This is a genomic window from Chelatococcus sp. KU-N122 (genome assembly GCF_055391085.1).
Genome location: NZ_AP043981.1, coordinates 3,159,248 through 3,181,626 on the forward strand (window position 1 = coordinate 3,159,248; position 22,379 = coordinate 3,181,626).

Consider the following 22,379-nt stretch of genomic DNA (forward strand, 5'->3'; position numbering starts at 1 on the left):
CGGGAGGCGCTCCCGTCACGACGCCTTCGGCATCGCTTCTGCCAGGCGGCCGAGGCAGCGCGCCTGGTCGAGGGGCCTGCCCAGATCCTGGTATCGGTCCGCGGCCTCCGCGAAGGCCGCCACGGCTCGCATGCCGTTGCCCTGGGCCTGCCGCTGCACCCCGCGCGCTTCCCACAGGGCGGCGGCCCATGGCCCGCCCTGCCACATGCCGGCGATCCGCTCGGCCTCGTTGAGGCGCCGGTCGACCTGCTCGAGCTGGCCGGCCTGCGCCAACGCGATCGCCGACGCGGTGCGCAGCGCCATGGAGCAGGGCTGGCAGGCGCGTGGCGTCAGCAGCCGGTCGCCGGCCAGGATCGCTTCGGCGATCTTGTCCTCGCGCGTCGCCGCGCGGACGGCCAGGGCCTGCAGGCGCAGCACCAGGTGGTTCGCCAGCCACGACCGGCCGGCATCGGCGAGGGCCTTCTGGACGAGGCGGCCCGCCCGCCATTTCTGGCCGCGCGCCAGGGCGATCTCCGCCTGGCGCTCGAGCACCAGCACGCGCCCCGACACCGCGTTCGCCTCGCCGAGCAGGCGCTCCGCATCGCTCAGCAGCCGTTCCGCCTCGTCGAGCTGCCCCGCGCAGCGGGCGATCTCGCCGAGGATCAGGCAGGCCAGGCCTCTGCCCGCCGCGGAGCCCGCGTCTTCCGCCACGGCCAGCAGCTCCTCCGCCGATTCGGCGATCGCGGCGTGGCCCGCGGCATCGCACAGGCAGAATTCGGCGAGGCACAGGTGGCCGTCGAAGACGGCCGGCACGAAGTCGCTGCCGCTGCGCACCCAGGCGATGAACTCGTCGTGGAACAGCTCCCGCCAGCGGCCCTGCATGTGCGCGGTGAGCCCGAGCACGGCGCCGGCCTCGCCCACCTCGCGCCCGAGGCCCGCGGCGAGCGCCTGCGCCCGCGTCTCGCGGGCGAGCTCGGCGGCCTTGTCGAACTCGCCGCTTTGCAGATGCACGAGCGCCCAGGCCAGGGAGGCCCGGATGCGCTCGGCCGGCGTGGCGGGCTCGACGCCGGAGAGCGACAGCGCGCGCTCATAGAGCGTGATCGCGGCCTTGCTCGGCCCGACCCCCAGTTCCGCGTGCAGCCGCTCGCGTAGCTGATCGAACTGGCGGATGGCCTCGGTCCGGTTGCCGGCATCCAGCGCCGCCTGCATCAGGGCGCACTGGGCATCCTCGTCCGTGGGGTCGAGCGCGATCAACTGCCGCCAGAGCCGGCCCGTGCGCAGCACGTCCGCGTACAGCCGCTGCAGCTGGTATCGCGGCGCGTCCAGCCATTCCACGAAACGGTCGTCCGGCAACAGGGTCCCGCCATAGAGATCGGCGGCCGCGCGGCAGGCTACGGGATCACCGCTGCGCAGCGCGAGCGCCGCCGCCGCTTCGAGCCGTGCGGCGTCGGTATCGAGCACGACGTCCGCGGAAAAGGCGACGGTCTCCTTGTTGACCACGATCAGATCGTGCGCGCCCATCGCGCGCCGCGCAAAGTGGACCGCCTTGCGGAGGTTGGCGCCGGCCAGCTCCACGTCGAGGTCCGGCCAGAAGGCCTCCATCGCCTGCTCGCGGTGAACCCTGTGCTGCGGCGATACGGCGAGGAGCTTTACGATGGCCGCGGCGCGATCGCGCTTCCAGGCCGCGGCGGGGACCTCCTGGCCATCGACGTGGACGGCGAAACGTCCCAGCAGCTGGATGAAGACCTTCAAGCCGTGCCCCTCCCGGGAGGATGAAATCCGAGCGGTGCGGACGGCTCGCCACAACGAAAGGCCAGTCGGGGAACGCTCGCGGAACAGTGACGCCCTATCGTTCCCCCATCGTCGCACCCGACACGGAGGGGATCAATCATGTCACTTCGCATTAACGACATGGCACCCGACTTCACCGCCGATACCACCGAAGGCCCGATCTCGTTCCACCAATGGCTGGGCAAGGACTGGGGCATCCTGTTTTCGCACCCCAAGGACTACACGCCGGTCTGCACCACGGAACTGGGCTACATGGCGCGCCTGAAGCCCGAGTTCGACAAGCGCGGCGTCAAGATCATCGGCCTGTCCGTCGATCCGATCGACAGGCACGCGGGCTGGGCCGCCGACATCGCCGAGACCCAGGGCATCGCGCCGAACTTCCCCATGATCGGCGACCCGACGCTCGCCGTCTCCAAGGCCTACGACATGCTGCCGGCCGCCGCCGGGGACAGCGCCGAAGGCCGCACCGCCGCCGACAACCAGACCGTGCGCAACGTCTACGTCATCGGGCCGGACAAGAAGATCAAGCTGGTGATCTCCTACCCCATGACCACCGGCCGCAACTTCGACGAGGTGCTGCGCGTCGTCGATTCCCTCCAGCTCACCGCCAAGCACCGCCTCGCCACACCGGTCAACTGGCGGCCGGGCGACGAGGTGATCATCGCCGGCTCCGTCTCCAACGACGAAGCCCGGCAGCTCTACCCGCAGGGCTGGAAGGAGCCCAAGCCCTACATCCGCATCGTGCCGCAGCCCGTGCTGACCTGACACGGAGCGGTTCATCAACGAGGGAGAGCGCCATGATCTTCCGGCAGCTTTTCGATCAGGCGTCGGGCACCTATTCCTATCTCCTCGCCAGCCGCCACGGCGGCGAGGCGCTGATCATCGACCCGGTCATCGAGAAGGTCGACCGCTACCTGACGCTCATGCGCGAGCTCGACCTCAGGCTCGTCAAGGCGGTCGACACCCACCTGCACGCCGATCACATCACCGGGCTCGGGGCGCTGCGCGACCACACCCGGTGCATCACCGTGATGGGCGAGCAGAGCAAGGCCGACGTGGTGGCAATGCGCCTCGCCGACGGCGAAAAGCTCACCATCGAGGGGCTCTCCCTCGACGTCATCTATACGCCCGGCCACACCGACGATTCCTACAGCTTCGCGCTGCCGGACCGCGTCTTCACCGGCGACACGCTGCTCATCCGGGGCACCGGGCGGACCGACTTCCAGAACGGCGATCCGCGCCAGCAGTACGAGTCGATCTTCGGCCGCCTGCTGCGCCTGCCGGAGCACACGCTGGTCTACCCCGCCCACGACTACAAGGGCGATACGGTGTCGACCATCGGCGAGGAGAAGGCTTACAATCCCCGATTGCAGGTGCAATCGGTGGAGGACTATGTCGAGCTGATGAACAATCTGAAGCTCGCCAATCCGAAGATGATGGACGTCGCCGTGCCGGCCAACATGAAGATCGGCCTGCATCAGGAGGAGGTGGCGCGGCGCGGCTGGGCGGTGAGGGGCGGGGAGGCGCTGACGCTCGCTGGGCACCCCGAGGTCACCTTCGTCGACCTGCGCGAGCGCGCCGAGCGTGAGCGGCACGGCGTCATCCCCGGCTCGCTGCACGTTCCCTATCCGGCGCTGCGGGAGCATCTCGCCGAAGACGGTCTGCTCGCCGAGCTTGCCCGCACCAGGGGCCGGCGGCTGCTGTTCTATTGCGCCTTCGGCGAACGCTCGGCCATGGCCGTTCAGGCAGCGCAGGACGCCGGCCTGCCCCAGGCCCGCCATCTCGAAGGCGGCATCGCCGCCTGGGCCGCGGCCGGGGGAGCGCTCGAGCACTGACGAGGGGGGCGGCCGGCCGATCTATCCCTTAAAGGAATCACTCGCTCCGTGCCGATCTCCGGCCGGAGATCGACATACGTGCCTGATCGGCCGGGGAGTGCGACGTGGTGAATGCTGTGCCTGTCCTCGTGGTCGGAGCCGGTCCGACCGGCCTTCTCATGGCCGCCGAGCTGCATCGGCGGGGCGTGGAATGCCTGCTCATCGATGCGCACGACCGCCCCATGGACTGGGACCGCGCGACCGTCGTGCATCCGCGCTCGCTGGAGATCTTCGATTCCCTCGGCATCCTGGAGCCGCTGCTGGCGGCCGGCGTCAAGCAGCGGCGGGCCCGCATTCACGCGGGCGGCGCCGTGCTCGGCGAGATCGATCTCGGCCTGTGCGGTAGCCGCTACCCGTTCAACATCGGCATATCGGAGGAGGTCACCGAAGCGATCCTGACCGATTACCTCACCCGGCAGGGCGGCCAGGTCACGCGCGGGACGAAGCTCACCGCCTTGGACGCGCGGGAGGATGGTGTGCTCGCCACGGTCGAGCACCGGGGCATCGCGCGCGACGTCCTCGCGCAATGGGTGATCGGCTGCGACGGGCACCACAGCACGGTCCGCGCGCTCGCCGGTATCGAGCAGGACGGCCATGACATCGCCGAGCCCTGGGCGGTGTTCGATGCCGGCGTGGGCGGCTGGCCGGAGTCGTTCGAGGCCAACTACGCCTATCTCGACGAGACGCCGGTCATTCTGACCGCCCTGCCGGACAAGCGGTGGCGCGTCTATCTGAGGCCGAGCTCGCCCGAATCCGACCTCGTCGCCGATGCTCTGGCCACGTTGCGGCGCTACCTGCCGATGGCGAGCTTCGAAGTCGTCGCCAATCCCACGCGCTTCCAATGCCACACCAAGGTCGCACGGCGCTTCCGCTCCGGGCGCATCCTGCTCGCCGGCGATGCCGCGCACACTTGCAGCCCGGCGCAGGGGCACGGCATGAATACGGGCCTCCAGGATGCCTTCAACCTCGCCTGGAAGCTCGCCCTGGTCTGCCAGGGACGCTGCTCCGACGGGCTGCTCGACAGCTATGACGCCGAGCGGCGTCCCGTGGCGGAGAAGGTGACGGCCTCGGGCGACGCCGCCGAGAGCGCGCAGATGGTCGCGGGCGCGGAGCAGCGCCGTCAGCGCGACGCGGCCATCCGGGCGGCCTTCGCCGATCCCGTCACGCGGCACCACGAGGCCGTCGCGGAAGCGGAGCTCGACATCGACTACGCCCACTCGCCCATCGTCATGGGCGACCGGCATGACGTCATCTGGCCGGGCCAGCGCCTGTCGGATCGGATCGAGCTGCGGCTTGCGGCTGGCGGCATCGTCATGCTCCACGGCTGCGCCGGCCGGACCGGACACACGGCATTCCTCATCGGGGGGGCGTCGACGGTCCGGCAGGAGCTCACCGAAGCGCTGCGCGACATGGAGCCTCTGCCCGACCGCGCCATCATCGAAGAGGTGATCGTCGCCACGGCCAATTCCGGCCTCGCCGACGTCGCCGCCCATCTCGAGCCCGCGATGGCCGAGAGGCTGGGCGTCGGGCATCTGACGCTCCTCGTCGTGCGGGCCGACGGCCACATCGGTCTGCGCGCCGAAAGCCGCCATGCCGCGACTCTGGCGGCCTATGTCGACCTGCTGCGCGCGAGCCGTATCTGAGCCTGTTGCAGCAGAGCCTCCACTTGAGCGGCGGCGCCCGCGTCCTGCTCAGTCCGCGCCGTCGCCCTCGGCGAAGCGGCGCAGGGCGGGGATGTCGGTGACGGTGATGGCGCGGTAGCTGCGTTCCAGCCAGCCGGCTTCGGCGAAGCGCTTCAACGCGGCGTTCACTTGCTTGCGCGAGGCGTTGGCCATGATGCCCACGTCGCTCTGGGTCAGCGGGATCGGCATCTTCCCCGTCCAGCCGGCGCGCCGCAGGATCGAGGCGATGCGCCTGTCCGCCTCGGGCTTCTGCAGGTCGTGGATCACGTGGAACAGCAGTTCCACGCTCATCATCAGGATCTGCGCCACGTGGTGCGCCATCTGCCGATCCCGCGCCGCCATCTGGTCCATGGCGTCGAGGGGCAGGTGCAGCAGCGTCGTGTCGACGACGGCCCGGAGGTCGCCGCGGCGTGGCTTGCGGGTGAGGAAGCAGGCCTCGCCGGTCCAGTAGCCGGGGATGCCGAGCATGATCAGGCGCGGCGTCGCGCCCGCCGGGGCGATGCTCACGCTGACGGTGCCGTCCACCAGGCCGTAGATGCCGCCCGCGGGGTCATCGAGGTGGAACACCGGCTCTCCCGCCGCGAAGCGCAGCATGACGCTGCGGCGCAGCACCTCCGCCCGGACGCCGTCCGGCACCCGCGTGAGCCAGCCGCGTTCGTTCATGACCCGGTCGGCCGTGGCCCGGCTGATGCGCCCCATGGAAATACCCGTCGCTTTGTCCGGTTCCGGATAATCGTGCGCCTTAAGATGTGCAAGGTGCGGCCTCCGAGCCGCGCGGCGCAGGCCGTTGCATCGGCAAGATGAGCACGCGGCCTGAGAAGCAAACCCGGCCGGACGAGCGCAGGACACAAGTATTGGCTGGCGCCGGCTTCGATCGTTGCCGGGATATTCCGCGCGCATTCGCGATGCGGCCGCGCAGGTGGAGGATGAATATGATGCCGATCATCGCCCGTCGCCGTTGCCGGCTGGGCCGAAGCCGGGGGGCTGCCGCAGATGCGGGCCGGCGAGCGGCGCTGGGCGCCGTCCTCCTCCTCCTCGGTCTCGGCGCCGCCGCCGCCGCGGCCGCGAAGCCCGCGCTGACGCCGGAGGAGACCTATGCGGTCGCCCGTGAGGCCTATCTCTACGCCTATCCCATCGTCAGCATGGACGCGACCATGCGGCAGGTCACCAACGTGCCCGACACCGCCGCCATCCCCATGCGCGCCCCGGTCAACCAGTTCGCCCACGCCCGCGCCTATCCCGACGCGGACGCCAAGGACGTGGTGCGCTTCAATTTCGACACGCTCTACTCCTTCGCCTGGCTCGACCTGGCGAAGGAGCCCGTCATTCTTTCGGTGCCGGATACCAAGGGCCGCTACTACCTGCTGCCCATGCTGGACATGTGGACGGACGTGTTCGCGGTGGTCGGCAGCCGCACCACCGGCACCAAGGCCGCCGATTACGCGCTGGTGGCGCCGGGCTGGACGGGAGCGCTGCCTGCGGGCGTCACCCGGATCGTGGCACCCACCTCGACCATCTGGATCCTCGGGCGTACCAAGACCGACGGCCCCGCCGACTATGCCAACGTGCATGCGGTGCAGGACGCCTACAGGCTCACCCCGCTGTCGCAATGGGGCAAGGATTATCGTCCGCCGAAAGCCGTCGCCACCGATCCCAGGGTCGACGCGAAGACCCCGCCCGTCGTGCAGGTGGACGGCCTCGACGGCGTCGCCATGCTGGCCCGGCTGGCGCAGCTCATGGGCCAATATCCGCCGCACCCCAACGACTACCCGATGCTGTTCCGCCTGAAGGCCCTCGGCATCGAGCCGGGCCAGCCGTTCGACGCCGCCGGACTCGCCCCCGAAACCGCGGCCATCGTCAACAAGGCGGCCAAGGACACCCTGGCCGGCGCGCAGGCGGCCTGGGAGCGCACCGGCAAGGTGGTGAACGGCTGGACGCTGCAGAACGACAACATCGGCACCTACGGCACCTCCTACCTCAAGCGCGCCCTCGTCGCGAAGGGCGGGCTCGGCGCCAACCTGCCGGAGGACGCCGTCTATCCCACGGCGGCCTTCGACGGCGAGGGCAAGCCCCTGATCGGCGGCAACAGGTACGTGCTGCATTTCGACAAGGACAAGCTGCCGCCGGCCGACGCCTTCTGGTCCATCACCATGTACGACATGGACGGCTTCCAGGTGCCGAACGCCATCGACCGCTTCGCCCTCGGCAGCCACGACAAGCTGGCCTTCAACCCCGACGGCTCGCTCGACATCTACGTGCAGGTGGACGATCCGGGGGCGGGCAGGCGAGCCAACTGGCTGCCGGCCCCCAAGGCGCAGTTCCAGCCCACCATGCGCCTCTATTCACCCCGCGCCGTGGTGCTCGACGGAACCTGGGCGCCGCCTCCGCTCCGCAAGGTGCAGTAGCATCGCGGATCGTGCGGCTGGCCCGGCATGCGCCATGCCTACGCAAGCGGGGCGAGGTGGGCCGTGGCCTCCGCCATCACGGACAAGCCTTCCACCAGGCCAGACCTTCGATGAGCGGCTGGACCTGTTGCCGACGCGTCGATCGCGGGCAGGCGCACGACTCCCATTCACACCCCGAAATGACAGACCCAGCAGGAGCTGACCCATGAAACCCAGCATCGCCGCGACCGCTTGCGCCGCCCTCCTGGCGCTCGCCCCGGCGGCATGGGCCGCGCCCGCCGTCTCGGCCGACGAAGCCGGCGAGATCGCCCGTGACGCCTATGTCTATGCCTATCCGCTCGTCCTCATGGACGTGAGCGGCAAGGTGTCGACCAATGTCGCGACGCCGGCCGGCACCACAGCCGCGCCGGTCAACCAGTTTGGCCACGCGCGCGCCTTCCCGGACCCGTCCTTCACCGTCGTGGTCCGGCCCAATGCCGACACGCTCTACTCGTCGCTGGTCTACGACGTGTCCAGGGAGCCGCTGGTCGTCAGCGTTCCCGACTCCGGCGGGCGCTACTACCTGCTGCCGATGCTGGACAAATGGTCTGATGTGTTCGCCGTGCCCGGCACCCGCGCCACCGGCAACGGGGCGCAGACGTTCGCCATCGTCGGGCCGGGCTGGCGCGGCGAGATGCCGGCCGGCGTCGAGCGCTATGACAGCCCGACGGCCGGCGGCTGGATCGGCGGGCGCGTGCAGACCAACGGCAAGGCCGACTACGCCGCCGTGCACGCCTTCCAGGACGGCATCAAGGCGGTGCCGCTGAGCGCCTACGACAAGCCCTACACCCCGCCGAACGGCGAGGTGGATGCCAAGCTGGACATGAGCGCCCCGCCCGACCAGGTCGACACGATGGAGGCGGGCGTCTTCTTCGCCCGCTTCGCCGAGCTGATGAAGGTGAACCCGCCCCACGCCAACGACTACCCCATCATCGACCGCATGAAGCGGATCGGCCTCGTGCCGGGCCAGAGCTTCTCCCTCGCCGACCAGCCCAAGGAGGTTCAGGCTGCCCTGAAGGCGGCGCCCGCGGCGGCGCTGCCGCGGATCAAGGCGGCGTGGACGAAGGCCGGCGTGTCACAGAACGGCTGGCGCACGAACCTCACCGCCATCGGCACCTACGGTGCGGACTACCTGCACCGGGCGGGCGTCGCCTACGGCGGGCTCGGCGCCAATGCGCCGGACGATGCCGTGTACCCCACCGCCTTCGCGGACTCGGAGGGGCGGCCCTTCGACAGCGCCCACCGCTACGTCGTGCATTTCGACAAGGACAAGCTGCCGCCGGCGCGCGCCTTCTGGTCGCTGACCATGTACGACGAACGGCAGCTGTTCACCGCCAACCCCATCGACCGCTACGCCATCGGCGATCGCGATGCGCTGAAGCTCAGCCCCGACGGCTCGCTCGATCTGCACATCCAGCGCGAGAGCCCCGGCAGAGACAAGGAGGCCAACTGGCTGCCGGCGCCGGCGAAGGGCGCGTTTACCATGAACATGCGCCTCTACTGGCCCAAGGCGCAGGTGCTGGACGGCAGCTGGGCGCCGCCGCCGGTGAAGCGGGTGGACTGACGGAGGCGATGCGGGCGGGACGCGGGCGTCGCCCGCTCAGACGTCGAGCGAGCCCTCCGGCTCCGGCTCATGGCAGCAGACGCAGAGCTTGTTGCCGTCCGGATCGCGAAAATAGGCGCCGTAGAAGTGGGGGTGGTAGTGCGGACGCAGGCCCGGCGCGCCCTCGTCGACGGCGCCGCGGTTCAGCGCCAGCGCGTGGCAGCGGTCGACGGTGGCGCGATTGCGCGCCAGCAGCGCCACCATCTGGCCGTTGCCGGCGTCGTGCGGCTGGCCGTCGTAGGGGGCGCCGATGATGAACAGCGGGCGGTCCGCATCGGCCGGCCGCCAGAACGCCCAGGCGGTCTCCGGGTCGGCATCGGCCATCGGGTAGCCGAGCACGCTCATCAGGGCGTCGTAGAAGGCGAAGGCCCGGTCGAAGTCGGTGATCCCGACGGTGACGTGCGACAGCATCCGCTGCACTCCTTGTCTTTGTCCTTGTGATTCCCGGCATCATCCCAGCTTGAGATGACTGCGCGATGCCAATGTTTGGTGCGTTGGTCCTTGATGCGCATCAGGGACCATGCCCGCCTTCCGGGGCCGAGCCCGAGGCTGCCATTGACAAGCACGGCCTGCCTCCGCCAAGTGGGCGTTTGCGACGGTTACCTCCACGGGCGCGCCCGTGGAGAGGGAATGCGGTGCGGCCGCGGGCGATCTGCCCGGGCCAAGGCCGCAGCTGCCCCCGCAACTGTAAGCGGCGAGCCTGACGCCAATGGCCACTGGACATCCGTCCGGGAAGGCGGCGTGGGCGCTTAAGCCGTGAGCCAGGAGACCGGCCGTCGCGCAACGACCTGCCGCCGGTGGGGCGGCGAAGGAGTTCGCCATGATTCTGGTACGCATCCACGTCGATCCGCGCATGCAGCTCCCGTGCCGCGCCCGCCCATGAGCGTGCCGGCCATGGTCCAGGCGCCCCGGCGCCGGGGCGGGCCTGCCGCGTGAGCGCCGCGCCCGACACCGTCCTCCTCGTCTGCACCACCTGCCGCAAGCCCACGGGCGAGGCGGACGGTGCCTATGACGAGCCCGGCCGGGCGCTCGCCGCAGCGCTCGATGCCCGTCTCGGCGGCAGCGCCATCGCGGTGCGCGAGGTGCAGTGCCTGTCGGTGTGCAAGCGGCCGTGCACGGTCGCGCTGCAGGCCCCCGGCAAATGGACCTACGTGGTCGGCGACCTCGACGGCGCCGGCCACGTCGACGACATCGTCGCCGCCGCCCAGCTCTATCACGGCTCCCCCGACGGCATCGTGCCGTGGCGCGAGCGCCCGCTTTCCTTCCGCAAAGGCGTCGTCGCGCGCATCCCGCCGCTCCCGGGCGTGGAGACCCCGACGCCGGAGACCCGTTCATGACCGAGCTCGCCCGCGTCCCCTGCACCATCGTCACCGGCTTCCTGGGCTCCGGCAAGACGACGTTGATCCGCCATCTGCTCGCCCACGCCGACGGCCGCCGGCTCGCCGTCATCGTCAACGAGTTCGGCGACGTCGGCATCGACGGCGAGCTGCTCAAGGGCTGCGGCGATGAAGCCTGCCCGGACGAGAACATCGTCGAGCTCGCCAACGGCTGCCTGTGCTGCACCGTGGCCGACGATTTCGTCCCCGCCCTCGACCGCATCCTGGCGCTCGACCCCAAGGTCGATCACATCGTCATCGAGACTTCGGGCCTCGCGCTGCCCAAGCCGCTGGTGCAGGCCTTCCACTGGCCGGCGATCAAGAGCCGGGTCACCGTCGACGGCGTCGTCGCCGTGGTGGACGGGGCGGCGCTGGCCGACGGCCGCGTCGCCGACGACATGGAGGCGCTGGCCGCCCAGCGGGAGGCGGACGACCAGCTCGACCACGACGACCCGGTGGAAGAGGTGTTCGCCGACCAGATCGCCTGCGCCGACCTGATCGTGCTCAGCAAGGGCGACCTCGTCGATGCGGCGGGCCTCGGCCGTGCCCGCACCGAAGTGGAGCAGGCGCTGGGGCGCACCGTCACCATCGTCCAGGCGGCGCGCGGCGAGGTCGACCCGGCTGTGCTGCTGGGCCTCGGCGTCGGCACCGAGGCCGACATCGACAACCGCAAGACGCTGCACGACGACGAGCTGGATCACGACCACGACGATTTCGACAGCTTCGTCGTGGCGCTGCCGGAGGTGGCAGACCCCAAGGCGTTGGCCGCGCGCATCGCCGCCACCGCCGAGGCCCAGAACGTGCTGCGGGTGAAAGGCTTCGCCGCCGTCGCCGGCAAGCCCATGCGGCTCCTGGTGCAGGGCGTCGGCAGCCGCGTCAGCCACCACTACGACCGCGACTGGGGGCCCGGCGAGGCACGCCGCGGCCAGATCGTCGTCATTGGCCTCAAGGGCCTCGACCGCGGCGCGGTCGAGCGCACGTTGTTGGCCTGACCTGGACTGGGGCCGCACGCCCATGCACCTGCTCGCGACGACCACGGCGACGATCGTCGATCTGATCGAACCGGTCGATCTCGCCCAGGCGCCGGGCGACATGGTCGTCGTCTCCTTCACCGACAGCGACCTGGGCGGCCTCGCCGCCGCCTGGCGCACGGCGCAGGAGCGCGGCGAGGCGCTGCCGAGCCTGCGCCTCGCCAATCTGCGCGACCTGCGCCATCCGCTCTCCGTCGACCTGTGGCTCGACAAGGTCGCCGCCCACGCCAAGGTCATCGTAGTGCGCCTGCTCGGCGGCCTCGACTGGTGGCGCTACGGGGCCGAGCGGCTGGGTGAGCTCGCCCGCGCCCGGGGCGTCGCGCTCGCCGTGCTGCCGGGGGAGGACAGGGACGATCCCGGCCTCATGGCCCGCTCCACGCTGCCGGCCGCCGAGGCGGAGGCGCTGCTCGGCTATTTTCGCGCCGGCGGCAGCGCCAACATGGGCGCGCTGCTGCGGCGCCTGGCCCGCCACGCCGGCGCCGACAGCGCGGCGGAGGAGCCGACGCCGGTGCCGGCGGCCGCCTTCTACCTGCCCGGCGAGGGGCTCGTGGCGGCGGAGGCGATGCCGGCCCGGCTGCCGCAGGGCGCGGCGCCCGTCGCCATCGTCTTCTACCGCTCGCTCTACCTCGCCGACGACCTCGCCCCCGTCGACGCGCTCTGCACCGCGCTTGCACAGGCCGGCAGCGAGCTTGGCGTGGCGCTGGCGGCGGTGCCGATCATGGTCGGCAGCCTGAAGGACCCCGCCTGCGCCGCCTTCGTGCGTGCCGCCGTGGCCGCCCTCGATCCGGCCCTCATCGTGACCACCACGGGCTTCGCCCTCGGCATGGACGACGAAGCCGCCGACCCCTTCGCCGGCAGCACTGCGCCGCTGCTGCAGGCGATCGTGGCGACGACGCGCCGCGAGGCTTGGCAGGGGAGCCCGCGCGGCCTCGCCGCCGCGGACCTCGCCATGCACGTGGTGCTGCCGGAGCTCGACGGCCGCGTGCTCGCCGGCGCCTTGTCATTCAAGGACCCGGCGGCCCCGAGCGGCGAGCTCTGCTTCACCGGCCTCGCCAACCGGGCCGAGCCGGACCGGGCGATGGCCGTCGCCCGCCGCGCCGCCGCCCTGGTCAGGCTCGGCCGCACGGCGGCCGCGCAGCGGCGCGTCGCCGTCGTGCTGCCGGAGTATCCGGGTGCGGCGGGGCGCGCGGGCTATGCGGTCGGTCTCGACGTGCCGGCAAGCGTGCTGGCCTTGCTCGATGACCTGGTCGAGGCCGGCTACACGGTCGCCGACCGCCCGGCCGATGCGCGCGCGCTGTTGGAGCGCCTGGAGGCTGGGCAGAGAGTTCCGTCCGGGGGCGCAGGTTCTTGTTCTGACACCGTCGAGAAGCTGGATCGCCCCCCACCCCTGCCCCTCCCCGCCACTCCGTGGGGGGAGGGAGGTGCATATGCCTGCGGGCCTGGGGAGTTGGCGCGGCGGCTGGCCGACCCGAGCGCAGCGCAGGGACTGGTGGGGGGCGGTCCAGCCGCTTCTCGCAATCAGGACAGAGGCGGGGCCGCGCCACCGCGCACCCTCGCTCCACTTGTGGGGAGAGGGCGGGGTGAGGGGGGCTTGCCGCGTGGCGTGACCGGCCTCGAGCCCTCTTCTGAGCTCCCCCTCACCCGGGTTGCGCTGGCGCGCAACCCGACCTCTCCCCGCAAGCGGGGCGAGGTAAGCAGCGGGACCGCTGCCGCCCTGTCGCTGGCCGACTACCGGCGCTGGTTCGCCACCCTGCCGCCTGCAGCTGCGACTGCCGTGACCGCCGCGTGGGGCGATCCGGCGGCCGATCTGGCCCTCGTCGGCGGCGCTTTCCGCTTCCGCGTGGCGGCGTTCGGCCAGGTGCTTGCCGCCCTGCCGCCGGAGCGCGGCGCGGCGCTCGACCGGCGCGCCGACTACCACGACCCGGCACTGCCGCCGCGGCACGCGCTGCTCGCCTTCGGCTGCTGGCTCCAGCGGCATGCCGATGCGCTGGTGCACATGGGCGCGCACGGCACCTTCGAGTGGCTGCCGGGCAAGGCCGTGGCGCTCGATGCGGCGAGCTTTCCCGAGCTCGTCCTCGGGGCGCTGCCGGTTGTCTACCCCTTCATCGTCAGCAACCCGGGCGAGGCGGCGCAGGCCAAGCGGCGCATCGCCGCCGTCACCCTCGGCCACCTGCCGGCGCCGACCGTCGCCGCCGGCCTGTCGGGGCCGCTCGGCGAACTGGAGCAACTGGTCGACGAATACGCCCAGGCCGACGGGCTCGATCCGCGCCGGCGCGGCCGGCTGGCGCGGCTGATCGTCGAGGCGGCCGAGCGCGCTGGCCTGGGCCCCGAGCTCGGCATCGCCGCCGACGATGTCGATGACGACGAGGCGCTGCAGCGTATCGATGCGCAGCTCTGTGACCTCAAGGACATGGCGGTAAAGGACGGCCTGCACGTTTATGGCCGCGGCGCCTGCGGCCTGGAGGAGCGCGACGCTCTGCTCGCCGCGCTCGCCGGCCGCCGCATCGCGCCGGGGCCGGCCGGCGCGCCGGCGCGCGGCCGGGCCGACGTGATGCCCACCGGCCGCAACCTGTTCACCGCCGACCCGCGCACCTTGCCGACCGCCACCGCCACCGAGCTGGCGCGCCTCGCCGCCGACGAGGTGCTGCGTCAGTACCGGCAGGCCCACGGCGAGTGGCCGCGCAGCCTGGTGGTCGACCTCTGGGGCAGCGCCACCCTGCGGACCGGCGGCGAAGAGATCGCCCAGGGCCTCGCTCTCATGGGCTGCCGCGCCACCCGCGATCCGGCGACCGGCCGCGTCACCGGCGTCGAGGTGCTGCCCCCGGCCGTGCTCGGCCGGCCGCGCGTCGACGTCACCTGGCGCATCTCCGGCCTGTTCCGCGACCTGTTTCCGGCGCAGCTGGCGCTGATCGACGCAGCGACCCGGGCGGTGGCGGCGCGCGAGGGGGAGGGGGCCGACAACCCTCTGGCCGAGGCGGCGGGCCACGGCGGGGCGGCGCGTATCTTCGGCACCGCGCCCGGCGCCTATGGGGCCGGCATCGAGGAGCTCTTGGCGAGCGGCCGCTGGGCGAGCCGCGACGAGCTCGCCCGCGCCTACCTCGCCGCCGGCTCGCACGCCTACGGCGGCGCCGACGGCGAAGGCCACGCCGCGCCCGAGGCGTTCGCCGCCCGGGTGGCCACGGCCGACGCCCTCGTCCACGGGGCCGACGACCCAGGCCGTGACCTCCTGGAGGGCACCGCCGACGCCGGCTTCGTCGGCGGCTTCGCCGCCGCTGCGGCGAGCCTCGGAGGCACGCCCTCCGTCTTCGTGCTGGATACGACCCGCCCCGAGGCGCCGCAGGCCAGGCCTCTGGCGGGCGCCTTGGCACGTATCGTGCGCGGCCGGGCGCTCAGCCCCCGCTTCATCGCCGGCCAGCTGCGCCACGGCCCGCGCGGCGCGGCCGAGCTGGCCGAGACCGTCGATCGGCTCATTGATTTCGCCGCCACCACCGATGCGGTGCCGAGCGACCTCATCGACCAGCTGTTCGACGCCTACGTGGCCGACGACACGGTGCGGTCCTTCCTGCTGGCGGAGAACCCGCAGGCGGCCGCCGCCATCGCCGCGCGTCTCGCCGAGGCGCGCCGGCGCGGCCTCTGGCACCCGCGCCGCAACGACGTGGACCAATGGCTGGCGACGGCGCAGGGCCAGCCGGAGGCGGCCGAGTGACGGCCGCCCTCAGGCGCGGCGCCTGCCCGGCGCTGACGGCGCCGATGGCGACCGGCGACGGCCTGCTGGTGCGGCTCGCCGTCGACGGCTTCACCCCGGCGGCGCTCGCCGGCCTTGCTGCGGCGGCGGCACGCCACGGCAACGGGCGGCTCGACATCACTGCTCGCGGCAACCTCCAGATCCGCGGGCTGAGCGAGCGCTCCGCCGCGCAACTGGCGGACGATGTGGAGGCGCTCGGCATCGCGCCGTACGCCGGCTTGCCGATCGCGCTGTCGCCGCTCGCCGGCCGCGATCCGCAGGAGCGAGCCGATCCGCGGCCGCTCGCCGGGCGGCTGCGCGAGGCGGTCGCCGCCGCAGGGCTGGCGGCGCGGCTGAGCCCGAAGGTCTCCGTCGTGATCGACGGCGGCGGCGCCCCCTGGCTCGCCGGGCTCGATGCCGATGTGCGTCTGCACGCTCTGGTGCCCGACCAGTGGATAGTGGCCATGGCCGGCGACGCCGGCAGCGCGCGCGTTGCCGCCAACGAGGACGCCGGAGGCGCTTTGGCTGCCACCCTCGCTCTGTTGGCGCGCATCGCCGCCCTTGGCCCGGCGGCGCGGGCGCGGCATCTTACCCTGGCCAACTCTCCAAGCTCGAAAAGTAGGGCCCCTCCCTCCCCCCACGAAGTGGCGGGTAGGGGTAGGGGTGGGGGGGCGTCCCGCCTCCCTGCATCATCAAGACAGGTTCTGATTGTCGAAGCAGGTGCGCCGGACGCAGAGGCTCTCGAGGCGCCCCTCCCCGACGACGCGAGCAAGCTGGACCACCCCCCACCCCTACCCCTACCCGCCACTTCGTGGGGGGATGGAGGAGCGTTTGTTTGCAGCTTCGGAGAGGTGGGCGAGGTCGGCTCGGCCGCCGCGACGTCGGCAGACCCATTCGAGCCGCTGGGCTTCCACACGCTCGCCTTGGACAATCTTGCGGCGGCGACCGTCGGGCTGCCCTTCGGCGAAACGGATGCCGACACGCTGACGGCGCTCGCGCAGGCTGCCATGGCCGCAGGCGCCGGCGAGCTGCGCACCGTGCCGGGGCGGCTGCTGATGGCCATCGGCCCAGCTGCAGCGCTGCCCGGCTGGATCAAGGCCGCCGCGGGGCTCGGCCTGATCACCGATCCGGATGATCCGCGCCGCCGCATCGCCGCCTGCAGCGGCAAGCCCGCCTGCGGCTCGGGCCTGATCGACACGCGCGCCATCGCCCGGCAGATCGCCGAGCGCTGGCCGGAGGCGGTACGGGCGGGGGTGCACGTCTCCGGCTGCCGCAAGGGCTGTGCCCACCCGGGGCCGGCTGCCCTGGCCCTGGTCGGCGTCGCCGCGGACGTCTGCGCCGTCGTTCCCGGTGGACGCGCCGGCGATGAGCCGACTGAGCGGCTCGACGTCGGCCGCCTGCCGGCTTATCTGGAGCGATTGTTCACCGCGCCGCCGGACGGCGGCGGCCCCGGGGCGGGGCTTGAGGACGGCCGATGAGCCAGGCGCTCGACTACATCAAGGACGGCACGGCGATCTATGAGCGCTCCTTCGCCATCATCCGGGCGGAGGCCGACCTCGGCCGCTTCGGCGTTGATGAGGCCGACGTCGCCGTGCGCATGATCCACGCCTGCGGCCAGGTGGAGGCTGCCCGCCATTTCGTCTTCGCGCCGGGCTTCGTCGCGGCGGCGCGGGCAGCGCTCGGCCGCGGCGCGCCGATCCTCTGCGACGCGGCCATGGTGGCGCAGGGCGTCACCCGCGCCCGCCTGCCGGCCGACAATCGGGTGCTGTGCACGCTGCGCGACCCGGCCGTGCCGGAGCTCGCGACCAGGCTCGGCACGACGCGCTCGGCCGCGGCGCTGGAGCTGTGGCGCGACCGGCTGGACGGCGCCGTCGTCGCCATCGGCAATGCGCCCACGGCTCTGTTCCGCCTGCTGGAGATGCTCGACGACGGCGCGCCCAAGCCGGCCGCCATCCTCGGCATGCCCGTCGGCTTCGTCGGCGCGGCGGAATCGAAGGAGGCGCTGGCCGCCGACTCGCGCGGCGTGCCCTTCGCCATCGTCCGTGGCCGCATGGGCGGCAGCGCCATTACGGCGGCGGCGCTGAACGCCCTGGCGAGGGCGGGGCTGTGAACGGCGGGATGAACGGGCGCCGTCCGGGCCGCCTGATCGGCGTCGGCGTCGGCCCGGGTGACCCGGAGCTGATGACGCTCAAGGCGGTGCGGGCCGTGGCCGAGGCCGACGTGGTGGCCCATTTCGCCAAGGAGGGGCGCGGCGGCAACGCCCGCGCCATCGTGACGCCGCACCTGCGGCCGGGCACGCGGCTCCTGCCGCTGCTCTATCCCGTCACCACCGAGCTCCACCGCCACAGCGCCGCCTATCGGGCCGCCATCGGCGCGTTCTTCGACGGCGCCGCAGCGGCGGTCGCGGCGGAGCTCGATGCCGGGCTCACCGTCGCCGTGCTGAGCGAGGGCGACCCGTTCTTCTACGGCTCGTACATGCACCTGCACGTGCGGCTGACGCCCCGCTACGACGTGGAGGTGATCCCCGGCGTCACCGGCATGTCCGGCTGCTGGTCCGGCGCCGGCGCCCCCATCGCCCAGGGCGACGACGTGCTGAGCGTGGTGCCCGGCACCCTCGACGAGGCCGAGCTCGCCCGCCGCTTCCGCGAGAGCGACGCCGCCGTGGTCATGAAGCTCGGCCGCAACCTGCCCAAGGTGCGCCGCGCGCTGGCCGCCGCCGGGCGTCTGGAGGGGGCGATCTACGTGGAGCGCGGCACCATGCCGAACGCAGCCTGTCAGCTGCTCAGCGACAAGCCCGACGACGCGGCCCCCTATTTCGCCGTCGTGCTGATCCCCGGCTGGCGCACGGAGGCCACCGCGCCTGCCGGCGTCGAGGCGACCCCGCTGCCGGCGGCGCGGCTCGCGCCATGACCGGCGCGGGGGCCCTCGGCCGGCTGGCGGTGGTCGGCCTCGGGCCGGGGCCGGACGCTCTGCTCGCCCCACTCGCCGCGGCCGAGCTGGCGGCGGCGGCAGAAGTCTACGGCTACGGGCCTTACATCGACCGGGTGCCCGAGCGGCCCGGCCAGCGCCGCGTCGCCTCCGACAACCGCGAGGAACTGGCCCGCGCCGAGACGGCCCTGGCGCGGGCGGCCGAGGGCGTGCACGTGGCCATGGTGTCCGGCGGCGATCCCGGTGTCTTCGCCATGGCCGCCGCCGTGTGCGAGGCGATCGAGAAGGGCCCCGCTGCCTGGCGCGCGCTCGATATCGCCGTCATTCCCGGCGTCACCGCCATGCTGGCCGTGGCGGCCCGCATCGGCGCGCCGCTCGGCCACGACTTCTGCGCCATCTCGCTCTCCGACAACCTGAAGCCCTGGGCTCTGATCGAGCAACGGCTGGCGGCGGCCGTCGGCGCGGGCTTCGTCGTCGCCCTCTACAATCCGGCGAGCCGGGCGCGGCCGCACCAGCTCGACGCCGCCTTCGACGTGGTGCGCGCGCATCTGCCGGCCGCGACGCCGGTGGTCTTCGGCCGCGCCGCCTTCCGCCCCGACGAGCGCATCACGATCGTGCCGCTGGGCGAGGCGCGCGGGGCCATGGCCGACATGGCGACCCTGGTGGTGATCGGCTCGCCCGCCACACGCGTGGTCGAGCGGCCGGGCCTGGCGCCGCTGGTCTATTCGCCGCGCTCGGCGGAGCGGCCGGCGTGAGGGCGCCCCGCCGCGAAGGCGGCGACCCAGGCGACGGCCGCATCGACGCTCGCCACGCGGGCGATCGTCTCGCCTGGCGGGAGCGCCGGGCGCCTCACCAGAACCACCTCGATGCCCAGTGTGCGAGCCGCGGCGATCTTGCCGTAGGTGGCGCCGCCGCCGCTGTTCTTGGCGACGATCACCTCGATGCCGTGGGCGGCCAGCAGCGCCTGGTCGTCGGCCTCCCCGAAGGGGCCGCGCGCCACGATATAGGTGGCGTGGGGCAGTGCCGGGCGCGGCTCCACCGGGTCGACGCTGCGGATCAGGTACTGATGCTGAGGCGCGTCGGCGAAGGCGCCGACCTCCTGCCGGCCGAGCGCCAGGAACACCCGGCGCGGCCTCGGGCCGAGGATGTGGACGGCGCCCGCCACGTCGGCGACCTCGCTCCAGCGGTCGCCCGCCTGGCGGCTCCAGGCCCGGCGGACGATGGCGAGCAGCGGCACGCCGGCGGCCGTGCTGGCCGCCGCCGCATTGGCGGAGATCCGCGCCGCATAGGGGTGCGTCGCGTCGATCAGCAGGTCGATGGCCTCGGCCGCCAGATAGGCGGCGAGGCCAGCGGCGCCGCCGAAGCCGCCGCTGCGGGTCGGCACCGGCTGGGGCACCGGATGCGCGGTGCGGCCGGCGAGCGACAGGGTGACGGCGAGCGCGCGCTTGTCCGCCAGCCGGCCCGCCAGCCGCCGGGCTTCCGCCGTGCCGCCCAGGATGAGGACGCGGATGGTCATGGCTCCCGATAGCAGGCCCGACGATCCAGGCAAGGTCGGTAGCCGCTGGCTCGCCGTCGTCGGCATCGGCGAGGACGGCGCGGCGGGCCTCGGCGCACGGGCGAGGGCGCTCGTCGCCGGCGCCGACCTGGTCTTTGGCGGCCAGCGCCACCTGACGCTGGCGGCGGAGCTGATCCGCGGCGAGGCGCTGGCCTGGCCGAGCCCGTTCTCCGAGGGGATCGCCGCCGTGCTCGCTGCGCGCGGGCGGGCTGTGTGCGTGCTCGCCTCGGGTGACCCCATGCTCTACGGCGTCGGCGCGACCCTGAGCCGGCACATCGATGCGGCCGAGATGGAGGTGGTGCCGGCCGCCTCCGCCTTCAGCCTGGCCGCGGCGCGCCTCGGCTGGGCATTGGCCGAGACGGCGCAGGTGTCGGCGCACGGGCGCGCGCCCGATCTGGTGCGGCCGCAGCTGCAGCCCGGGGCGCGTATCCTCGTCCTCACCTCCGATGGTGCCGGGCCGGCGACGCTGGCGAAACTCCTCGCCGAGAGCGGCTTCGGCGGCTCCCGCATCGTCGTGCTCGAGGCCCTGGGCGGGCCGCAGGAGCGCGTGCGCGAGACCGCCGCGGCGGACTTCGGCCTGGACGACATCGGCCCCCTTAATGTCGTCGCTGTCGAGATCGTGGCGGACCCCAGGGCACGTGTGCTCACCCTCGCCAGCGGCCTCGACGACGACCTGTTCGAGAGCGACGGCCAGCTCAGCAAGCGCGAGATCCGGGCGCTCACCCTGTCCTCGCTCGCCCCGCGCGCCGGCGAGCTGCTGTGGGACATCGGCGCCGGCGCGGGCTCGATCGGCATCGAGTGGATGCTGCGTGGGGCCGGCCTTGCGACCATCGCCATCGAGGAGCGGCCCGACCGGGCCGAGCGCATCATCCGCAATGCCGCCCGCTGCGGCGTGCCCGGGCTGCGTCTCGTCACCGGCAAGGCGCCGGCTGCCCTCGACGGTCTGCCGACCCCCGACGCGATCTTCATCGGCGGCGGCGCCAGCGACCCCGGCGTGCTCGACGCGGCGATCGCTGCACTCAAGCCGCGCGGCCGGCTCGTGGCCAATGCGGTGACGCTGGAGACCGAGGCGCTGCTGCTCGCCGCCCACCGTGATCGCGGTGGCGAGCTCACGCGTCTCACCGTGGCGCGCGCCGCGCCCGTCGCCGGCATGACCGGCTGGCGGCCGGCCCTGCCCGTCACCCAGTGGCGTTGGAGGAAGCCGTGATCGTCGCCGGCTTCGGCTGCCGCAAGGGGGTCAGCGTCGCCCAGGTCAGGGCGGCGTTCGAGGTCGCCCTGCTGCAGGCGGCGCTCGAGCCCGACGCCGTCACCCGTCTCGCCGCCCCGGCGCACAAGCGCGACGAGGCGGCGCTCACCGCATTCGCCCACGCCCTGGGACTACCGCTCGTCTTCGTGACCGCATCCGAGCTCACCGCCATGGCCGACCACGTCCTGAGCGCCTCCGAGCGGGTGGAGGAGGTGCTCGGCGTGCCCTCCGCGTCGGAGGCGGCGGCGCTGGCCGCCGCGGGGCTGGACGCGCACCTCCTGGGACCGCGCGTCGCCGTCGGCCCGGTCACCTGCGCGCTGGCCCACATCGATCTGGCCCGAGGCGGCGCTGCCGCCGACGACGGGCGGGAGGAGCCGGGCTCATGACCGTGCACTTCATCGGCGCCGGGCCGGGGGCGGCCGACCTCATCACCGTGCGCGGGCGCGATCTCCTGGCGCGTTGCCCGGTGTGCCTCTATGCCGGCTCGATCGTGCCGCGCGAGCTGCTCGCCCATTGCCCGGCGGCCGCGCGGCTGGTGGACACCGCCCCGTTGAGCCTGGACGAGATCGAGGCGGAGTATGTCGCCGCCTTCGCCGCCGGCCACGACGTGGCCCGCCTCCACTCCGGCGACCTGTCGATCTACTCGGCGCTGGCCGAGCAGTTGCGGCGGCTCGATCGTCGCGGCATCCCCTACACGCTGACGCCCGGCGTGCCGGCCTTCGCCGCTGCGGCGGCCGCGCTTCAGGCCGAGCTCACGGTGCCGGAGCTGGCCCAGAGCGTCGTGCTGACCCGTGTCTCGGGGCGCGCCTCGGCCATGCCGCCGCGCGAGACGCTCGCTGCCTTCGGCGCCACCGGGGCGACGCTGGCCGTCCACCTCGCCATCCACGCTTTGCCTGGTATCGTCGACACCCTCGTGCCGCTCTATGGCGGCGATTGCCCCATCGCCGTGGTGGAGCGGGCGAGCTGGCCGGACGAACGCATCGTACGTGGCCGGCTCGACAATATCGTGAGCCAGCTCGCGGACGCTCCGATCGAGCGCACCGCGCTGGTCCTGGTGGGGCCGGCGCTGGCCGCGCGGGATTTTCGCGAGAGCGCACTCTACGACCCGGATTACCGGCGCCGCTTCAGAGGCGGGCCATGACCGGC

The 22,379-nt window shown here is 72.9% G+C and carries 19 protein-coding genes and 1 riboswitch; of the genes, 15 read left to right on the plus strand and 4 right to left on the minus strand.

All coding sequences use genetic code 11. The features are described 5' to 3' along the window. Nucleotides 1-15: 15 nt before the first annotated feature. On the minus strand, nucleotides 16-1,731 hold the full coding sequence (locus ACZ5PO_RS14150) for a BTAD domain-containing putative transcriptional regulator (protein WP_464194458.1): 1,716 nt from the start codon (nucleotides 1,729-1,731) through the stop codon (nucleotides 16-18). A gap of 138 nt (nucleotides 1,732-1,869) precedes the next feature. On the opposite strand from ACZ5PO_RS14150, the gene ACZ5PO_RS14155 reads away from it, so the two are divergent. The 3 genes from ACZ5PO_RS14155 to ACZ5PO_RS14165 all read left to right on the plus strand — a co-directional run bounded on the left by ACZ5PO_RS14155 (nucleotide 1,870) and on the right by ACZ5PO_RS14165 (nucleotide 5,287). Further along, complete coding sequence (locus tag ACZ5PO_RS14155; protein WP_464194460.1) at nucleotides 1,870-2,535, plus strand: peroxiredoxin; 666 nt, start codon at nucleotides 1,870-1,872, stop codon at nucleotides 2,533-2,535. A 32-nt stretch (nucleotides 2,536-2,567) separates the two neighbouring features. Continuing rightward, the gene (locus tag ACZ5PO_RS14160; RefSeq protein WP_464194462.1) at nucleotides 2,568-3,605 is read left to right on the plus strand and encodes an MBL fold metallo-hydrolase; all 1,038 of its coding nucleotides are present in this window, start codon (nucleotides 2,568-2,570) and stop codon (nucleotides 3,603-3,605) included. A 104-nt stretch (nucleotides 3,606-3,709) separates the two neighbouring features. After that, complete coding sequence (locus tag ACZ5PO_RS14165; RefSeq protein ID WP_464194464.1) at nucleotides 3,710-5,287, plus strand: FAD-dependent monooxygenase; 1,578 nt, start codon at nucleotides 3,710-3,712, stop codon at nucleotides 5,285-5,287. Between the two features lie 48 nt (nucleotides 5,288-5,335). Here the strand turns inward: ACZ5PO_RS14165 and ACZ5PO_RS14170 are convergent, their stop codons facing one another. Then, a complete protein-coding gene (locus tag ACZ5PO_RS14170; RefSeq protein ID WP_464194466.1) occupies nucleotides 5,336-6,025 on the minus strand; it encodes a Crp/Fnr family transcriptional regulator in 690 nt (229 codons plus the stop codon). A gap of 233 nt (nucleotides 6,026-6,258) precedes the next feature. On the opposite strand from ACZ5PO_RS14170, the gene ACZ5PO_RS14175 reads away from it, so the two are divergent. Both ACZ5PO_RS14175 and ACZ5PO_RS14180 read left to right on the plus strand, forming a co-directional pair. Further along, nucleotides 6,259-7,731 carry a DUF1254 domain-containing protein gene (locus tag ACZ5PO_RS14175; RefSeq protein ID WP_464194467.1) on the plus strand — a complete coding sequence of 491 codons (1,473 nt, stop codon included), beginning with the start codon at nucleotides 6,259-6,261 and terminating at the stop codon, nucleotides 7,729-7,731. A 205-nt stretch (nucleotides 7,732-7,936) separates the two neighbouring features. Continuing rightward, nucleotides 7,937-9,334 carry a DUF1254 domain-containing protein gene (locus ACZ5PO_RS14180; protein WP_464194469.1) on the plus strand — a complete coding sequence of 466 codons (1,398 nt, stop codon included), beginning with the start codon at nucleotides 7,937-7,939 and terminating at the stop codon, nucleotides 9,332-9,334. A gap of 36 nt (nucleotides 9,335-9,370) precedes the next feature. On the opposite strand, the gene ACZ5PO_RS14185 is transcribed toward ACZ5PO_RS14180, so the two are convergent. Continuing rightward, nucleotides 9,371-9,784: a VOC family protein gene (locus tag ACZ5PO_RS14185; protein ID WP_464194471.1), complete on the minus strand. Its 414-nt coding sequence runs from the start codon at nucleotides 9,782-9,784 to the stop codon at nucleotides 9,371-9,373. A gap of 168 nt (nucleotides 9,785-9,952) precedes the next feature. After that, nucleotides 9,953-10,165: riboswitch (cobalamin riboswitch) on the plus strand. 140 nt (nucleotides 10,166-10,305) lie between these two features. Here ACZ5PO_RS14185 and ACZ5PO_RS14190 point away from each other — a divergent pair. Genes ACZ5PO_RS14190 through ACZ5PO_RS14220 form a run of 7 tightly spaced genes read left to right on the plus strand, consistent with a single transcriptional unit; the run spans nucleotide 10,306 to nucleotide 19,187 of the window. Continuing rightward, nucleotides 10,306-10,710, plus strand: a complete 405-nt coding sequence (locus tag ACZ5PO_RS14190; protein ID WP_464194473.1) for a DUF1636 family protein — start codon at nucleotides 10,306-10,308, stop codon at nucleotides 10,708-10,710. Further along, nucleotides 10,707-11,741, plus strand: coding sequence for a cobalamin biosynthesis protein CobW (gene cobW / locus ACZ5PO_RS14195; protein WP_464194475.1), 1,035 nt, complete (start codon nucleotides 10,707-10,709; stop codon nucleotides 11,739-11,741). Before ACZ5PO_RS14190 ends, cobW begins: the two co-directional genes overlap by 4 nt. 22 nt (nucleotides 11,742-11,763) lie before the next feature. Beyond that, nucleotides 11,764-15,486 (plus strand): cobaltochelatase subunit CobN, encoded by a 3,723-nt coding sequence (locus ACZ5PO_RS14200; RefSeq protein WP_464194477.1) that lies wholly within the window; start codon nucleotides 11,764-11,766, stop codon nucleotides 15,484-15,486. Continuing rightward, nucleotides 15,483-16,982 carry a precorrin-3B synthase gene (gene cobG, locus ACZ5PO_RS14205; RefSeq protein WP_464194479.1) on the plus strand — a complete coding sequence of 500 codons (1,500 nt, stop codon included), beginning with the start codon at nucleotides 15,483-15,485 and terminating at the stop codon, nucleotides 16,980-16,982. Before ACZ5PO_RS14200 ends, cobG begins: the two co-directional genes overlap by 4 nt. Beyond that, the gene (locus ACZ5PO_RS14210; protein ID WP_464194481.1) at nucleotides 16,979-17,614 is read left to right on the plus strand and encodes a precorrin-8X methylmutase; all 636 of its coding nucleotides are present in this window, start codon (nucleotides 16,979-16,981) and stop codon (nucleotides 17,612-17,614) included. The genes cobG and ACZ5PO_RS14210 overlap by 4 nt, the downstream gene beginning before the upstream one ends. A gap of 8 nt (nucleotides 17,615-17,622) precedes the next feature. Further along, the gene (locus tag ACZ5PO_RS14215; protein ID WP_464194483.1) at nucleotides 17,623-18,414 is read left to right on the plus strand and encodes a precorrin-2 C(20)-methyltransferase; all 792 of its coding nucleotides are present in this window, start codon (nucleotides 17,623-17,625) and stop codon (nucleotides 18,412-18,414) included. Next, complete coding sequence (locus tag ACZ5PO_RS14220) at nucleotides 18,411-19,187, plus strand: precorrin-3B C(17)-methyltransferase (RefSeq protein ID WP_464194485.1); 777 nt, start codon at nucleotides 18,411-18,413, stop codon at nucleotides 19,185-19,187. The genes ACZ5PO_RS14215 and ACZ5PO_RS14220 overlap by 4 nt, the downstream gene beginning before the upstream one ends. Here ACZ5PO_RS14220 and ACZ5PO_RS14225 read toward each other — a convergent pair. Continuing rightward, nucleotides 19,154-19,948 (minus strand): cobalt-precorrin-6A reductase, encoded by a 795-nt coding sequence (locus ACZ5PO_RS14225; protein ID WP_464194487.1) that lies wholly within the window; start codon nucleotides 19,946-19,948, stop codon nucleotides 19,154-19,156. The genes ACZ5PO_RS14220 and ACZ5PO_RS14225 overlap by 34 nt on opposite strands. Between ACZ5PO_RS14225 and cbiE the strand changes: the two genes are divergently transcribed. Genes cbiE through cobM form a run of 3 tightly spaced genes read left to right on the plus strand, consistent with a single transcriptional unit; the run spans nucleotide 19,947 to nucleotide 22,374 of the window. Continuing rightward, entirely contained in the window at nucleotides 19,947-21,194 is a 1,248-nt protein-coding gene (gene cbiE / locus ACZ5PO_RS14230) for a precorrin-6y C5,15-methyltransferase (decarboxylating) subunit CbiE (protein ID WP_464194489.1), read from the plus strand. The two genes, ACZ5PO_RS14225 and cbiE, sit on opposite strands and share 2 nt — an antisense overlap. Next, on the plus strand, nucleotides 21,191-21,619 hold the full coding sequence (locus ACZ5PO_RS14235) for a cobalamin biosynthesis protein (RefSeq protein ID WP_464194491.1): 429 nt from the start codon (nucleotides 21,191-21,193) through the stop codon (nucleotides 21,617-21,619). The genes cbiE and ACZ5PO_RS14235 overlap by 4 nt, the downstream gene beginning before the upstream one ends. Then, nucleotides 21,616-22,374 carry a precorrin-4 C(11)-methyltransferase gene (cobM, locus tag ACZ5PO_RS14240; RefSeq protein ID WP_464194493.1) on the plus strand — a complete coding sequence of 253 codons (759 nt, stop codon included), beginning with the start codon at nucleotides 21,616-21,618 and terminating at the stop codon, nucleotides 22,372-22,374. The genes ACZ5PO_RS14235 and cobM overlap by 4 nt, the downstream gene beginning before the upstream one ends. The last annotated feature ends 5 nt before the right edge of the window (nucleotides 22,375-22,379 follow it).